The sequence below is a fragment of the Psychrobacillus sp. BL-248-WT-3 genome (assembly GCF_012843435.1).
Lineage (GTDB): Bacteria > Bacillota > Bacilli > Bacillales_A > Planococcaceae > Psychrobacillus.
Map to the genome: position 1 here is coordinate 18,675 of NZ_JABAFC010000038.1, position 16,830 is coordinate 35,504.

The window sequence follows — 16,830 nt, forward strand, 5'->3', positions numbered from 1 at the left end:
CATACAGCTGGTAGAGTTACCTATAATGGAAACTATTTTAATAGATATAGTCGCATGGGCTTTTTTTCATATAGCTATATCGCTTTGCATGGCGGCTATTCCTTCAAGTAAATTTGAATATGATAATAATTTATATCGTATTAGAGAATGGGAAAAATCAAATCAGCTATGGTCACGACTTTTCCAAGTTAAGAAATGGAAGCATCTGATACCTGATGGAACAAAAATCATCCAAAAGGGCTTTGAGAAAAAGAGTCTTATAAGTAATAATAGGGATTACCTTTTCATGTTTTTAATAGAGTCAAGAAGGGCAGAACTAACCCATTGGCTATCTATTTTACCTTCCGTTTTCTTTTTTCTTTGGAATCCTTTGTGGGCAGGATGGGTCATGGTCGTGTATGCCTTATTATTTAATATGCCAATTATAATAGCACAACGATATAACCGTAATCGGTTAGAGAGAATCTTATCTAGTAAGAGAAAAAGCGTAGTAAAAAGAGAAGAAGTATTGAATTGATTACCAATGTAAAAATATAAAGAATATAATTTAAAACGACCTATCCTCCTTATGGAGAGATAGGTCGTTTATAGTTATTTTATAGAGTTTGAGAGCTCTGTAAAGATTACTCCTAAGCCATAGGCACCTGCATCGGGGTAACCGAGGCTTCGTTCACCTACTGTGCCTGCTCGTCCCATACGAGCTACAATGTCTTTTGTCTTTTCGGCACCTTCAACTGCAGCAATAGCCCCTTGTTCAAAGGCTTTTTTAAATGTTTTTTCTTTAGAGACACTATCCATCCAAGACTCTACACAAGGTATTAAAGCATCGATCAGTGTCTTATCTCCAACTTCAGCACCTCGCCCAAAGGAACGTTCTCCAGTAATTTGAATTCCTTTAACAGCTTCCTGGAGCATGTCAGCGAACTCAGGTATAGACAAGTCATTCTTACCCATTGTGGCTTTTCCAGCCGCTCTAAATGCCGATCCCCAAATAGGTCCTGATGCTCCTCCGCAATATTCCATAATTACTAGGGAACAACTGTGTAAAAACGATCCGATGTTTAGGTCTCGCTGCTGGATAATGTCATTCCATTCTCTTTTCAATTGCTTAAAACCTTTAGCCACACTCATCCCAAAATCACCGTCTCCAGCATGGGAATCTAGTTCGCAGAAAGGCACCTCGTTTTGTATAATAACTTCACTCATTTTGTCTATTAAGTAAATCATGTTGTGTAAGGTTAATTTTTCATTCTGTATTACCGCATAGTCTTCATCAGTTTCAGTTTTAAAGGATACTAGCTTGTCTGTCTTTTCCTTTAACACTTCCGTATATTCAATGGGATCAACTGGCCCGTCTACTTTAAAGGCTGGTGTGTCACTAGGTTTTGAAAGTAATTCCTTTAGTTCATCATCTAATTTTAAAAATGTTAGAGAAGCCCCGGCCATATCGATGCTCGTCATATAATTGCCTACGAACATGCGATTCACTTTAATGTTCTTTCGTGATAGTACTCGCGTAACGGAGTTGTTTAACAAGTACAATTCTTGTAAAGGAGTTGCTCCAAAGCCATTTACTAATACTGCAATTTCATCCTCTTCGTTAATACCTAAATCTTTTATAAGGTCAGTGGTCATTCGATCTGCTAGCTCATCCGCAGAAAGCATTTTTTCTCGTTTTATACCAGGCTCTCCATGAATACCTACACCGTATTCTATTTCGTCATCAGCTAATTTAAAGGTTGGTGTTCCTTTTGCAGGCACGGTACAAGATGTGAAAGCGACACCAATGCTTCGAATGTTAGATGCAGCTTTTTCGGCAACTATTTTGACCTCGGCCAAATCTCTACCCTCCGCAGCAGCAGCACCAGCTATTTTATGAACAAAAACAGTACCTGCAACTCCTCGTCGTCCTACTGTATACAAGCTATCTTCTACTGCAATATCATCGTCTACTTTCACATATTCCACTTGAATACCATCTTCAATGGCTAAAGCAGCACCATTTTTAAAATTCATCATATCACCACTATAATTTTTGATGATCATTAAAAGACCTTTTGCACCAGCTGTTGCCTTAATAGCTTGGTACACTTGAATTTGAGAAGGGGATGCAAATACATCTCCGCAAACAGCAGCATCTAGCATGCCTTTGCCTACAAATCCAGAGTGTGCAGGCTCATGTCCGCTACCTCCACCACTAATTAAGCTAACTTTGTTATGATCAATCGTTTTCTTTTTAATAATTTTATACTTCTTTAAAAATTCTAGCTCTGGATGTGCTAGGACTAATCCGTTACACATTTCCATCACCATATTCTCGGGTTGGTTCATAAATTTTTTCATTATGTATAGCTCCTCATTTAATTATCTTCATTGATATAGCACAGTAAATTATAATACATCCATTAAAAGCTATCCAATGTTTCGATATGGTATATATTTTGAAAATTTAAATATTAATAATATAATAGATTAAATAAAAGTATCATGATTAAAGAAAATGAGGAGGAGAATATGGGAAATACATTAATACAAGCGGATGATACGCTTACACTGTGGGGAATCATTATTATCGTGGCTTCATTAAGTATCTTTTTAGAGCAGAGGTTCAGCTGGGCAGCTAAAATAACTGGAGCCATTATCGCATTATTGATTGCTATACTACTCTCTAATACAGGCATCATACCAACGGAATCAGCTGTTTATGATTCGGTATGGACTATAATTGTTCCTCTTGCTATACCACTGCTCCTTTTTCATGTAAATATCAAGAAGCTATTTAAAGAAAGTGGCAGGCTTTTAATGATTTTCTTAATAAGCTCCATTGGGACTGTTGCTGGAACGATTATTGCATTTTTTATATTAAAGGAACATATACCACTGCTTGATAAGCTAGCTGGAATGTTTAGTGCTAGTTATATAGGAGGTGGAGTTAACTTTGCAGCTATGTCTGCTAAGTTTGAAACACCTGGTGAGCTTGTATCTTCTGCAGTAGTTGCTGATAATTTGAACATGGCACTTTTATTTGTCATCTTAATGATTATTCCTACCATGCAATTTTTCCGTAAAAAGTATAAGACACCTCATATTGATGAGTTAGAATCCCAAGGAAATAATGATAAGGATAATCTAGCAAAGACTTATTGGAAGCCTAAGGAGATATCTCTAAAGGATATAGCTATGTCAGTTGGTATAGCATTTGCATTAGTTATTTTAACTAAAAAGGTGTCTATATGGTTTGATTCGCTTATTCCTTCGGGAGAAAACGTCAATTTCCTTTTAAACCTATTAAACGGCTTAATAGGAGATCAGTATTTATTGTTAACAACCTTTACTTTCCTTGCACTATTATTATTTCCAAAATTCTTTGATTCTTTAAGAGGTAGCCAAGAAATTGGTACTTATCTTATCCATATTTTCTTTGTTGTAATAGGAATTCCCGCATCCATACCATTAATTATTGATAATGCTCCTTTGTTGTTAGTTTTTGCTTTTATCATTGTAGCTATCAATCTTACTATTTCTTTAGTAGGAGCGAAGGTATTCAAATTCGAATTAGAAGAAACACTGCTAGCTGTAAATGCCAATATTGGCGGACCTACAACAGCTGCAGCTCTAGCAATAGCAAAGGGCTGGAGCAATTTAGTAGGACCAATCTTAATAGTTGGGACACTAGGATATATTATTGGGAATTATGTGGGGACTTTTTTAGGAATTTGGTTTAGCAGTTTTATGTAGGATTATTAAGGTGAAGATATGCGAGCAAACCGTAAAATTTTAAAATATATTGTGGTAATACCTTCCTGATAAACACTGAAATATTGAAGAATATTACTATTAACTTCCATTAGAAAGAGTGAGTTTAATAAAAACTCCTTCTTTCTTTTTTTTGTGGAGAGAAATATGTCCTATATCAGTTTCTATAAAATAGAAATTACTATCAATGTATAGTTCTAAATACACATTTCAATAGAAATTTTAGAATATTGGGGATTTAGTTGTTTTAAAAATTTTAAAATATTAATTATTTGACTAAAATAATATTTTCAATGTAGAATGACAAAACGAGTAAAAGTGCTAGAAGTATCACAGAGGAAGCACAACAAGTAATGTTAAAATATTATTTTGAAAGCGTTTTTGTTTCCTAATTTTAATAGATGATTCGAATCAAATAAGACATTCATTCTATGAAAAAAGAAGTAATTCACAGGATTTTGAAAGCGGTCCCAATAACATTTTCTAAAATTATTTAGAACTCACTCTGTACTTCTTTAGAAAGAGACTTTAGTGCTTTTGCGAACTAACAACATACAACAAGTAATCGTTGTTGAAAATAAAAATAAGAAAAAATTGAGGTAGAGAGAATGTCAATTTTAATTGGAATACTGGGATTAGTTGTAGTCTTTGGCTTAGCTTATCTAATCAGTAATAATAAGAAAGCAATTAATTATAGAGCTGTTGGAGTTATGTTAGTTCTTCAAGTCGTTTTAACATTAATTATGTTTAAAACTACAATCGGATTAACTGTTATAGAAGGTATTGGGAATGGGTTTACAAAAGTCATTAACATTGGACGAGAAGGAGTTAACTTTGTAGTAGGCGGATGGGTGCCAGAGGGAGGATCCGTATTCTTTATAAATGTATTAGTGATCCTGATCTTTACATCTATGTTACTTTCAGTTTTAACTTACCTACGCGTTCTACCAATTATTATCAAGTATTTAGGTGGATTCTTATCTAAGATTACAGGTTTGTCTCGAGTGAGTACTTTCCATGCAGTAAATAATATTTTCTTCGGTCAATCAGAAGGAATCTTAGCTATCAAATCGCATGTGCTTAAGATGGATAAGAATAAGTTGTTTGTCATGGCAATTACGTCTATGGCATCTGCATCCGCATCAATAATGGGTTCATATATTACGATGCTGCCAGCGAAATACGTTCTAGGTGCTATGGCTTTAAATGCTTTATCAGGTTTAATCATTGGTATAATCATTGCTCCAGATTCTTCGAAAGAAGAGGAGGTTATTGACATCAAGGAAGCATCACAGGCTAAATCCTTGTTTGAGTCTATCTCAATGGGTGCTTTAGATGGTGGTAGAGTAGCATTAATCGTTGCTGCTATGCTTGTTGCTTATGTTGGTTTAATGGCGTTAATAGATGCAGGGTTCCAAGCTGCAGTCGGTATCACATTTACTGAAATCTTAGGATATGTATTTGCTCCAATTGCTTGGTTAATGGGTGTTCCTGCAAGCGAGATTTTAATAGCAGGTCAAACGATGGGTACTAAGCTTGCAACAAATGAATTCGTAGCAATGCTACAATTCAGAGAACAAATTCCTAACCTTTCTGAGAAAACAGTTGCGGTAGTTTCTGTATTCTTGATTAGTTTTGCGAATTTTAGTTCTATCGGTATTGTCAGCGGTTCTCTTCAAGCAATCAATGGTGAGAAAGCGTCTATCATTTCAAAACATGGTCTTAAGTTATTAGTCGCTTCTACTATGGTATCTTTCCTGACAGCAACTTTAGTCGGTATCTTTATTTAAATTACATTTTAAATAGCGTCACTCTCTTTATTGGGAATGATGCTATTTTAGTATAAAAGGTTAGTAGGGACAAAGTAAGAACAGGTATTTTTTTCTTAAATCTAGTGAGCTAAAAATTAATTAAGACTTTTTATTATATTAGGATTAGATTAGTTCATTTTGTGGAATATAAAATGAAGTTAAGAAATAATAAAAATTTATTAGCTAAACATGCAATCTAATTTGCCGGGCATTTTATTTTTAGAGAATATCGAATATTTAATCAGAAATACATAATATCATTTGATTAGTACTTAATAGTTTATCTACTCATTCGATTGGAAATACGATTACTCTAAGTTAGCGCAAAGCATAATTCATGCTAATAAGTTTTTTATATAATATTAGTAAAGGGTGATCAGATGAAATTAGCAACTAAGATATTGTGGGCTTTAGTATTAGGTGCAATTGTTGGGGTAATATTAAACATAACCTCGCCAGAGTTATTTGAAAATGCGGATAATTTTTTATTTACCCCATTAGGAACTATCTTTTTAAACTTAATTAAAATGTTGATTGTTCCTCTTGTATTTTTCTCGATTGTAGTTGGAGTTGCCAATATCGGGGATCCTAAATCATTAGGACGTATGGGTGCAAAGGCGATGATTTTCTTTTTATGCACTACAGCTTTGGCAATCTCGATTGGAATTGCTCTAGCATTAATTTTACAACCAGGTAGTAGTGGGAATTTTGAAACAGAGGCAGTAGATTATGAGGCTACAAAAGCACCTCCAGTTTCAGAAACTTTACTTGGCATCATCCCAGCAAATCCAATTGACGCTATGGCTAGTGGTGACATGCTGCAAATCATTTTCTTTGCTGTATTTATTGGCTTAGGGATCAGTTATCTGGGAAGCAAAGTAGAGAGTGTACAGAGATTTATGGAGCAGGCAAATGAACTTATGATGTTTTTAGTTACGCTTGTTATGAAGTTTGCTCCAATCGGAACATTTGGTTTAATCGCATCAGCTGTAGGCAAACAAGGCTTCGATGCTTTAAAGGTAATGTTTATGTATATGGTGGTTGTTCTTCTAGCCTTGGCTGTTCATGCAATAGTTGTCTATGGAGCCTCTTTGAAGTTCTTAGCTAAGCAAAATCCATTAAAGGTTATAAAGGAATACTTGCCTGCTTTAACTGTTGCATTCAGTACTTCTAGCAGTAGTGCAACATTACCCGTCTCTATGGAAATTGCTCAAAAAAGATTAGGTGTACCAAAAGGGATTAGTAGCTTTGTCCAACCCTTGGGTGCGACTATTAATATGGATGGAACGGCAATCATGCAAGGTGTAGCTACAATTTTTATTGCTCAGGTATATGGTGTAGATTTAACATTTATTCAAATGCTTACGGTTGTTCTAACTGCTGTTCTTGCATCGATTGGCACGGCAGCTGTGCCGGGGGCTGGTATGATTATGCTAGCTATGGTTTTGGAGTCTGTTAACTTACCAGTAGAAGGAATCGCTTTAATTTTAGGTATTGACCGTTTACTTGATATGACAAGAACGATGATAAATTGTACAGGTGATTTAACTTGTACATTATATGTAGCGGAAAGTGAAAAGAAATATGAAAAGTCGGATGCTATCCAACCGACAGAGACGATTCAATAATATTGAAAAGGCTATCTAAGAGATGAACCTACTCACCTCTTAGATAGCCTTTTTTATAAACAACATAGCTTTTCTTTAAAGCTCTTCTTGGAAGTAAATCTTGTAGAATTTTCGATTGGTCACTTCATCATAGCCAACCTCAATCAGCTGTTCAACTTGCTCGATATCTCTAACATTCACTTGTATTTCAATATTAGAATCTAGCTTGATTTTACGCTTATAATTCTTTTCAATCTTAGCAATCGCACTTTCTGAAATAACAGTTTCAAAAGGTTTTACTGAATTTATAATAATATCCTTTTGCACTTGATCCGCTTTTTCAAATACCGTTTCTATATATTCATCTACTTCAAATGCTTCCTCGTTTCTAAAGTAATCGAGTGTCTTGTTAAGAAGTCCAAGCTTTTCTGTATTCGTGAAGCTCTCTTCTTTTACGATATATTTTTTGCACTCTGTAAGAGCAAGACTAGTTTTTTGGAAATGCTCGTCCGCGACTCTAATATTTAAAAAACGTTCCTGCCAGTAAACAACATCTTCCTTTTTCTTCGTTTTCATAAAAACAGCTGGTGGTGCGTCTGCACCCATATCGAGAATTACCGCTATGTTGTTTATTTTTTTTACGTTTATACCATCTACACCGTTTACAATAACTTTTTCTTGATCATTTTTGATGTCTAAATACATTTCTTTTTCATCAATTTTAACGATTGAAATAGCTCTTTTAGCTTCTGTATTCCAAATGCAGTTTTCAAACAGTCCGATAAATAATTCACCGTTTTTAATATTAGGGTGCTGGGACACACTTTGTAAATGAACTGCTATATTCTTGGATTGTTCTAGGAAGCTATTTTTATTTTCAAAGATAGCCTTCACATATGTGTATACTTCGTTTAAGCCTAAATCTGTTTGGTGGAAAAAATCATATTGTTGTTCGAAATCGACCTTGTTAAATGCTAACTGAGTGAACGCCGCTTCTAGCATAACCTCAGGCTGGAGATAAGCTTCGTCGCCTAAAATGAGTGAATCTCCTGCATAATGGACTATATATTGATCTAACTTACTTTCGTTTACTTCTAACACTTCGTCACCTTCTAAATTTAATTTCTAGATATTCTACCTTATCATATTATAGTAGTTATTTTCATATATTTTTTCACTTCATTTTGTTATGAATGGAAAGAGCTGTTATATATAGGCTTTTCGAACTTTTAAAATAATCTAACTAAAATTGGAAGAGGTATTAACCTATAATATTTTGTTGTTTTTTTGCTATAATATTTGTAATGGTTTATTGGAGAGTAGAGGTATTGATATGAATTTTTATATTGTCATGCAAGGACAAACGTATATAGAAGAAAAACAGCACAGTATTATTTGGTCCAAACAGGTCGATAAGAGTGGGATGCGTCCCCCGTTTTGGGAGCGTATGAAAGAAGTGCAAGCAGGGGACTGTATTTTCCATTATGTAAAAGGTGACATTGTGGCAGTTAGTATTGCTAAAAGAGATTACTACGAAGCAGTTAATCCTTATGACAAGGAATATCAGAAAAAGGGATATCTAGTAGAAACATCTTATGAGGAGTTACATAACCCCTTAAGTATTAAGGAACATTTTCATGAGATAGAGTTATTACTTCCAATAAAGTATTCAGCTTTTCAAGAAAACGGGGATGGAAACCAAGGGTACCTTTATCCCTGTAACGAGCTATTGGCCATCAAGCTTCTAGAGTTAATAGCCGAGATGAATGTAAACCTGGAAAAACAAGAACAGCTGGAATTTGCAATCAGTCCAGTTCTGTTTAAGGAACGTAATCTCCTGCTACAAATCATAGCAATAATGGAGTCAGAGGCAAAGTCAAAAATCCGTAAAGGGAAGCAAAGGTTTAAGCAAGCACTTTCTCCGATATGGAATAATGAATGTGCTATCTGTAGCATTAATTCTTCAGATTTGTTACATGCTTCACCAGCAAAGGCATGGAAAGACAGCACAGAGGAAGAAAAAATGGATCCCTTTAATGGAATCTTGCTTTGCTCTAACCATGATGCATTATATACAAAGGGGTATATTGCGTTTGATGGTCAAGGTAAAATCCATATTTCAGATCGCATAAAAGAAACGGATTACGAAAAGTATATGATTCATTCAAAAATACGTATAAAACGACAGGAAGATCATAAAAAGTATCTTAAGTGGCATAAGAAAAATGTTTTAAAGTAATTAGTCAGCTAGCAGACTGACTAAAACAGTCTGCAATTTATTTGTCTAAGGAGAAATTTAATATTGTTGCTAGCTTTCCATTCTAACTGAATGGAAAGCTATTTTTGTTTTTTCCTATCTTATTCTAAAAGAAACGACAGAATATTATAGCAATTAAAGCTTGGTAAAATGATTTTTAATGTTCGTATTCTACAGTAATAATGGGATTTATGAAATTGCTGCACGATTATTATATAAATATTTGACTTTACAATGGAATAAATAGAAAATTATGTATATACCATAAGCAGGAAGGGAGGAAATACTAAATGGAGGGAGATCTTTATTCTCCTAGTTTATCTGGAGAACAAATAGAGGAAACGAAAAGCTATAATTTATCGAGTTTATTTATCGTGGCGGCTCTTGGGCAGCTTGTAGCGATTAGCGCACTCGGTTTACAGAATGCTATTTGGCTTAAAGTAAAAAGGAAGGTTTTGTATACACTTTTAAGCATAATTTCTGTGTTGTTTATTTTGAAATTTTATTTAATCTATGCCTATACTCATCAAATGATTGATATTGAAAGATCTACATATAGATTAATGGGGAGTGTAATGGCAATTGTATGCTTCGCAGCTGTTTATAATTTGTTAAAGGGCTCATTTAATTTACATGTGTCTACAAAGGGTGATACCAAGTCGCTTGTTGTTCCAGGCACCATTTGGTGTATTACCAGTGTGGCGGTAGAAATGATATTAATCATAACTATTTCTCTAATATAGATGCTGGGGAAGGTGACTACAGAATGATTCAGAAAGAGATGAGCTCATTTGATGTAATAGAACACTATTTTCAGATGGACCGTTATGAGCAGGTTATAGAAATGCTAGAGGATAATATGGGTGAGCATATTAATAATGAGAAAGCCTGGTATTATCTTGGATACAGTCATTTTCAGCTAAATTCCTTTGATTTAGCTGAAAAAGAAGTGAAAGAAGCTCTACGTTTAGGTATAGATGAGGAATCGGCTTTTCATCTGTTAGGTCTAATCTATTATTCTATGGAAGAGTGGCCGGAGTCTGAAAAAGCATTACTTGAAGCACTTCGATTAAATCCGAATAATGCGGATGTTCATGCTAGCTACGCTTATTTGATGAAAAGTGTAGGTCAAAATAAAAAGGCTTCGAGGTTAATTAGAAAAGCGATTGAATTAGATCCAGAGGACGGACGTATTCAGCGATTACATTATTTAATCGAAGGTGACGAAAAAAAGGAAAAAGATCATTTAGATACCATTCAAACTTATATTAATTCAAATGATAACGAACTGAACAAACTTCTTCACTTAGGGGTAACGGCCAAAAACCGAAACAAAACAAAAGAGGCAGAGGAATATTTTCGCCAGGCATTTGCATTAGATCCGAACAATGAGAAGCTATTAAGGAATCTGCAGGAATTAGAAATTATAAACCATCCGATATTATCTATTAGTCGATGGGCAAATAAAATTGGTATGCACTATACATGGATTGTAGGGATTGGCGTTTCTATTCTCTTGTTTTCGTTAGATTTTGATACTGCAGGAGGAGCTTTATTTTCCTTATACGTGGTTTTTTGTATTTATATATGGGTATCCGAACCAATAGTGAAGTTATTATTAAAGAAGAGAAGGTGAGTAGGTGGAAAAAATAGCTTGGCTCCATCAAATGGTAGAAAAAGAACCACAGGACCCTCAAGCACATTATTGGCTAGCGAAGGAACAAGCAGAAAATGGGAGTATTTTTGAGGCAGTGCAATCCCTATCTACTGCTCTTTCTTGCTGTGAAGACGATGAGCTTCGAAAGGAAATAATTCAAGAATTATCTATCGTAAGTATGAAATTGAAAGAACCAGTGAGCAATGAAATGGTTGTGACTACTAACGTACAAGAAGATTCGATAGATGTAGAGGAAATGGAAGAAGTAAATGAGGTGCAAATAGTACAAGAAGAGTATTTAGTTGATCAAAAAGATAACTTGAGTTTATTAAAGACAAAGTTAAAGGTGATCGATGGAGAGGAGAAGCCTAGGACAGTTCAAAAGAAATCTCACCATGTTACGTTTAAAGATGTTGCTGGGTTAGTGGATCTCAAGAAAACAATCACGCTTCGTATTATTAGTCCTTTTTATAATAAAGGGTTGTTTGCAAAGTTTAAGAAAAAGTCAGGTGGCGGGGTACTGCTTTATGGCCCTCCAGGCTGTGGTAAAACGTTTATCGCAAGAGCAACAGCTGGAGAATGTAAAGCAAATTTCTATCCTGTCCATATAACAGACATCATTGATCCTCACATAGGTGTTAGCGAAAGAAATTTAAAAGGAATCTTCGACAAAGCGCGCTTCCAAAAACCAAGCATTATGTTTTTTGATGAGGTAGATACAATCGGCTTTAGCCGTTCTAAATCCTCTGCCAGTCATAGGGGAATAATCGATACTTTTCTATCTGAAATGGAAGGTATTGATACAAGTACAGATGAAGTACTTGTCATGGCTGCTACTAATACTCCATGGGATGTAGATAATGCACTCAAGCGCCCTGGAAGATTTGACAGACTCATATTTGTTGCACCCCCAGATGAAGAAGCGAGGAAACAAATCTTTCAGCTTAAACTGAGCGATCGGTATGCGGAAAATATTGATGTAGAGCTGTTAGCCCAAAAAACAGAGTTTTTCTCTGGAGCAGATATTGAAAATGTCATAGAAATAGCAACAGAAAACATCCTTTCCGAAATCTTAACAACAGGAAAAGAAAGACCTCTAAACACAGATGATATGCTTGAGGCATTAAACAATCAGCAGCCTTCCACATTGGATTGGCTACGAACAGCCAAGAATTATGTCCGTTATTCTAATCAGGGTGGATTATATAACGACATAGAAAAGTATCTCCAAAAGCATAGTCGAAGTATATAAACTGGTTTATAATAATTTATTTAAAAAAGAAGGTTAGTAGTGTTTAGATGCTACTAACCTTCTTTTTGTTGAGCACAAATAATTTAGACATGTTGTCCTCCTACTGTACATAAATTAAGTACATATCCAGACAATGGAGGTCCATATGTATTTATTTAAAAAGGGATTAGTAATTATCTTTGGTAGTATTTTTATCGCACTTGGAATAAATATGTTTTTAGTACCCTATGAGATATTAGACGGTGGAGTAATAGGTATAGGGTTAATCTTAAATTATTTATGGGGTTTTAAAACAGGTGCTACTATTATATTTTTTAGTATTCCCATATTTGTAATCGCTTGGTTTAAATACCGTGAGTATTTCTATAATAGTTTGCACGGAATGATTATTTCTTCTTTTTTTATTGATTTACTTAAACCATTCAGTACAATAGTAGTTTTCGATTCTGTTCCAAGTGCTATAGTCGGTGGTTCGATGGTAGGCATCGGGATAGGTTTCATGCTTAGGTACCGGACAAGTACAGGAGGAACAGATTTAATCGCGCAGTTTATAAGTGCCAAAACAGGTGTAAATGTAGGGATTAATATCTTTGTAATCGATTCATTAGTATTGGTAGTGGGAGGACTTTTACTTTCCATGGATTCTTTTTTACTCTCAATCATGACTATATTATCAGTGGCAATGACTACAAGTCTAATTGCTAGAAAGACAATGTCTAAGCCGATATCCAAGGAAAGTGTAGTACATTAGATTTATCTAAGGTTTTTCTTTCTAGTGCTAATATGCTTTTATTAATCAAAATCACGATAAAAATTCAATAACATATATCTGAATATTAAATAAATTGATAGAATAAAGTATTGACGAAAAAGGGAGGAAAATGTAGATGCGAATAATGTATACTAACGGCAATATTTTTACGATGAACTTGGAGGAACCGCTTGTCCAGTCCATAGTGATAGAAAATGAAAAAATTATAGATTTAGGAACGAATGAGGATATGCTCCTTCAATGGGGAAGAGATCATACGACCGTAATTGATTTGGATGGTAAGTATGTATTTCCAGGATTGATAGACAGTCATTTACATATTTCGAGTGTAGGGATTAATGCACAGGAGTTAGACCTGACTGGAATTGAAACGAAAGAGAAACTACTAAATGTGATTAGTAACAAGGCTAGCTCTATTCAACCTGGTGAATGGATCCTAGGTAGAGGCTGGGATGAAAACATCTTCCCCGACAAGCAAATTCCTTCCATTGAAGAATTAGACTATGTCTCACCGGGCTCCCCATTATTTTTACCAAGAATTTGTGGGCATGCCTTCCTAGTAAATTCAAAGGCTTTAGAGCAAAGTGGGTATCACCCAGATATGACTATTCCTTATGGGGGAACAGTCGTAAAAAGTTTGGAAACAAATAAACCGAATGGATTATTACTTGAGACAGCCTCAGATTTAATTACAGAAAGAATACCAACAAAAAGCTACGATCAGCTCAAAGTTGCTTTAAAGTGGGGCTTAAAGGAAGCTCTAAAATTTGGCATGACAAGTATTCATACGAATGATCCTACATATTTGAATGGTGCTAGGCAAACATACAAGCTCTTTGATGAACTTATCAATCAAGAAGGAATGGGCCCACGAAGTAATCTATTAATGGACTATAAATATCTGGAAGAACTAAAGGATGCCGGTATGTCTGCTGGGTTTGGTAATGATAAGGTGACGATCGGGGCGATAAAGTTTTTTGCTGATGGTGCATTGGGAGGAAGAACAGCGCTTTTATCGGAGCCTTATGCTGACAATCCAGGTAATTATGGAAGCGCGATGTACGATAAGGAAGAGCTTTTGCAACTTATGAAAAATTGTAGAGAATTTAACATGCCAATTGCAGTGCATACCATTGGTGATCAGGCATTAATAGATGTTTTAGATAACCTAGACCAGCTAAAACCAGTTGCTTTTAGAGATAGACTAATACACGTGTCTATTTTAAACAATGAATTAATTGAGCGCCTAGCCAGCCCTCATCGAATAATTGATGTACAACCTAGATTTATAGCAAGTGATTATCCTTGGATTGTCGACCGTGTAGGGGAGACTCGTGCCAATATGTCCTATCCATTTAAAACTTTACTTGAAAGAGGTGTAATCACTGCGGGTAGCTCTGATGCACCAATAGAGCCCTTAAATCCTTTGCTAGGAATTCATGCAGCCGTTACTCGTAAAAAGATAGGAGAAGCACATAATGGCTATAATGAAGCAGAGAAAATTTCCATGTTTCAGGCGTTTAAAATGTTTACTATTGGAGGAGCTTTTGCCACTAATGAAGAACACACCAAAGGATCTTTAGAAAGAGGGAAGTTCGGGGATATGACTGTATTGAACAAAAATCCATTTATTATGGAAAATGCAGATCAACTGTTAGAAACAGAAGTAGAAATGACTATTATTGGCGGAGAAATAAAATATAGAAAATAATAGAATAAGGGGGTTACAGCATGGAAGCGTTATTGGAAACGATAGTAGCATGGCTATGGGGTTTACCATTAATATTTACAGTTCTCTTTGTAGGACTCTACTTTACAATAGGAAGTAAATTGTTTCAATTTGGCTATCTGCCTCATATTTTCAAGGTAACTTTCGGGGAACTATTTAAAAAGAAAGATAAATCCGCTGATACAAAGGGGATATTAACGCCATTTCAAGCTGTAAGCACAGCGATAGGAGGTAGCGTCGGAGTAGGAAATATAGGTGGTGTCGCGACCGCTATAGCTATTGGTGGACCCGGTGCAGTCCTGTGGATGTGGTTGACTGCTTTACTAGGGATGATCACGAAGACTGTTGAAGTAACTTTATCGGTCCATTATCGAAATACAGACGAAAAAGGACAGCCATTTGGTGGACCCACTTATTATATGGAGAAGGGCTTAGGAGAAGAGAAAAACTTTAAGTTTTGGAAGATACCTGCCATTCTTTTTGGCATAGGGATATTTACTACATTCTTCATCACGCTTCAAAATTATACGATTTCCGAGGCATTAAGTTCTACTTTTAATATAAGTATGATCCCTGCATCCTTCATTTATCTAGTTCTCATTTATATTATTATTTACGGAGGAATTAAACGGATTGGAGAAATCGCTGGACGACTTGTACCTTTTATGTGTATTTTTTACGTGCTGGCTGGACTATTTATAATTTTAAAAAATTACTCTGAGATTATTCCGGTTTTTTCTTTAATATTTGATAGTGCTTTTAATGGAACTGCCGCAGTAGGTGGGTTCGCTGGAGCAGCAATCGCACAAGTAATTCGCATGGGAGTAGCAAGAGCAGTCTATAGTAATGAGGCTGGATGGGGGACATCCCCAATGATTCACTCTACGGCTAAAACTAGTCATCCGGTTAAACAAGGAATGTGGGGAGCAGTAGAAGTATTTATAGATACTATGATCGTTTGTACAATTACGGCATTTACTATTATTATCACCGGTGCTTGGTCTTCAGGATTAGATGGTGCTGCGTTAACACTGTCGGCTTTTGAGATTGGAATTGGTGAATTTGGCAGATATGTAATCACTATTTCTATTTTCCTCTTCGGTCTAACTACATCTACAGGCTGGTATACGTACTATGAAATTTTGTTAAGACAAGTCTTTGGGGATGAAAAGAAGTTAACGTTAAAATATAAGATTTTGCTTTGGTTTAAATGGCTTTACCCAATACCTGGGTTCCTTATGGTTGTTTATGCTGTGATGTATAACCTGCCTGGGAAGGCGGTATGGTATTTTGCTGATATAACTACAGCGATCCCTACCTTCGTAAACTTAGTTGTCTTACTATTTTTAAGTAAGAAATTCTTTGAGTTATTAAGAGATTACAAGGCTAGATATTTAAATATAGGCGTGGTGGATCCAAACTTTAATGTGTTTTATGAGGATCGTTTGAAGAAGAAAAAATGATTTTCGCCATGGGAGAGAATCACGTATAAAGGTATGAGCAAACATGAATGTATATACATTCACGTCAGACTGTAGGCAAAATCCAAAAATTTTGGAGTTTGCCTACAGTCTTTTTTCTTTTAAAATAGAAGTAACGCGAGGAAGAGTTGATTTCCGCTACGAACGGACGCTTTCCGCGGGCACGGCTTAGGCCGCTTCCCTCGCTGCGCTCAGTCCAGGGTCTTCAGCTCGCGCTGTTCCCGCTGGAGCATTCCTGTATGATTACTTTACAGGCTCTTGAAAAAAAAAGAACCCTCTTATATGATGCTAGAGTAACAACAACCAATTGAATACTCAAAACATATATAGGAGGGCCTCTTATGAATAATAGTACGAATCATAAAATTAATCAAGTGAGTGAAAAGACGTTGGTCATTGGGATCGATATCGCCAAGCGCAAACATTACGCATGTGCTGTAGACGACCGTGGACGAGTATTGCATAAGTCATTCCCTATCAGACAGTCGGCAGAAGGATTTACGACCTT

Annotated in this window: 14 protein-coding genes; 12 read left to right on the forward strand and 2 right to left on the reverse strand. The window is 35.6% G+C overall.

All coding sequences use genetic code 11. The annotated features are described in order from the left end of the window. Positions 1 to 25: 25 nt before the first annotated feature. On the forward strand, positions 26 to 517 hold the full coding sequence (locus tag HF876_RS15800; RefSeq protein ID WP_169361009.1) for a glycosyl-4,4'-diaponeurosporenoate acyltransferase CrtO family protein: 492 nt from the start codon (positions 26 to 28) through the stop codon (positions 515 to 517). 74 nt (positions 518 to 591) lie between these two features. Here HF876_RS15800 and dhaK read toward each other — a convergent pair whose 3' ends face one another. Next, entirely contained in the window at positions 592 to 2,343 is a 1,752-nt protein-coding gene (dhaK, locus tag HF876_RS15805) for a dihydroxyacetone kinase subunit DhaK (protein ID WP_169361010.1), read from the reverse strand. 171 nt (positions 2,344 to 2,514) lie between these two features. Here dhaK and HF876_RS15810 point away from each other — a divergent pair, with 171 nt between their 5' ends. The 3 genes from HF876_RS15810 (at position 2,515) to HF876_RS15820 (ending at position 7,195) form a co-directional block, all read left to right on the forward strand. Next, the gene (locus HF876_RS15810; RefSeq protein WP_169361011.1) at positions 2,515 to 3,738 is read left to right on the forward strand and encodes a DUF819 family protein; all 1,224 of its coding nucleotides are present in this window, start codon (positions 2,515 to 2,517) and stop codon (positions 3,736 to 3,738) included. A 626-nt stretch (positions 3,739 to 4,364) separates the two neighbouring features. Continuing rightward, entirely contained in the window at positions 4,365 to 5,546 is a 1,182-nt protein-coding gene (locus tag HF876_RS15815; RefSeq protein ID WP_169361012.1) for a NupC/NupG family nucleoside CNT transporter, read from the forward strand. 401 nt (positions 5,547 to 5,947) lie between these two features. Then, positions 5,948 to 7,195, forward strand: a complete 1,248-nt coding sequence (locus HF876_RS15820) for a dicarboxylate/amino acid:cation symporter (protein ID WP_169361013.1) — start codon at positions 5,948 to 5,950, stop codon at positions 7,193 to 7,195. A gap of 75 nt (positions 7,196 to 7,270) precedes the next feature. Here HF876_RS15820 and HF876_RS15825 read toward each other — a convergent pair whose 3' ends face one another. Further along, complete coding sequence (locus tag HF876_RS15825; protein WP_169361014.1) at positions 7,271 to 8,275, reverse strand: nucleoid-associated protein; 1,005 nt, start codon at positions 8,273 to 8,275, stop codon at positions 7,271 to 7,273. A gap of 232 nt (positions 8,276 to 8,507) precedes the next feature. On the opposite strand from HF876_RS15825, the gene HF876_RS15830 reads away from it, so the two are divergent. The 8 genes from HF876_RS15830 to HF876_RS15865 form a co-directional block, all read left to right on the forward strand. Continuing rightward, complete coding sequence (locus HF876_RS15830) at positions 8,508 to 9,413, forward strand: HNH endonuclease (RefSeq protein ID WP_169361015.1); 906 nt, start codon at positions 8,508 to 8,510, stop codon at positions 9,411 to 9,413. A gap of 308 nt (positions 9,414 to 9,721) precedes the next feature. Beyond that, positions 9,722 to 10,174 (forward strand): hypothetical protein, encoded by a 453-nt coding sequence (locus HF876_RS15835; RefSeq protein ID WP_169361016.1) that lies wholly within the window; start codon positions 9,722 to 9,724, stop codon positions 10,172 to 10,174. A gap of 23 nt (positions 10,175 to 10,197) precedes the next feature. Continuing rightward, positions 10,198 to 11,067, forward strand: coding sequence for a tetratricopeptide repeat protein (locus tag HF876_RS15840; protein ID WP_169361017.1), 870 nt, complete (start codon positions 10,198 to 10,200; stop codon positions 11,065 to 11,067). Positions 11,068 to 11,071: 4 nt separating this feature from the next. Further along, positions 11,072 to 12,340 carry an AAA family ATPase gene (locus HF876_RS15845; RefSeq protein ID WP_169361018.1) on the forward strand — a complete coding sequence of 423 codons (1,269 nt, stop codon included), beginning with the start codon at positions 11,072 to 11,074 and terminating at the stop codon, positions 12,338 to 12,340. Between the two features lie 145 nt (positions 12,341 to 12,485). Continuing rightward, positions 12,486 to 13,091, forward strand: a complete 606-nt coding sequence (locus HF876_RS15850; RefSeq protein ID WP_169361019.1) for a YitT family protein — start codon at positions 12,486 to 12,488, stop codon at positions 13,089 to 13,091. A 136-nt stretch (positions 13,092 to 13,227) separates the two neighbouring features. Continuing rightward, complete coding sequence (locus HF876_RS15855; protein WP_169361020.1) at positions 13,228 to 14,823, forward strand: amidohydrolase; 1,596 nt, start codon at positions 13,228 to 13,230, stop codon at positions 14,821 to 14,823. Positions 14,824 to 14,843: 20 nt separating this feature from the next. Next, positions 14,844 to 16,304 carry an alanine/glycine:cation symporter family protein gene (locus HF876_RS15860; protein WP_169361021.1) on the forward strand — a complete coding sequence of 487 codons (1,461 nt, stop codon included), beginning with the start codon at positions 14,844 to 14,846 and terminating at the stop codon, positions 16,302 to 16,304. 359 nt (positions 16,305 to 16,663) lie between these two features. Beyond that, positions 16,664 to 16,830 (forward strand): IS110 family transposase (locus HF876_RS15865; RefSeq protein ID WP_169361022.1); only part of this gene is annotated, 167 nt, incomplete at its 3' end.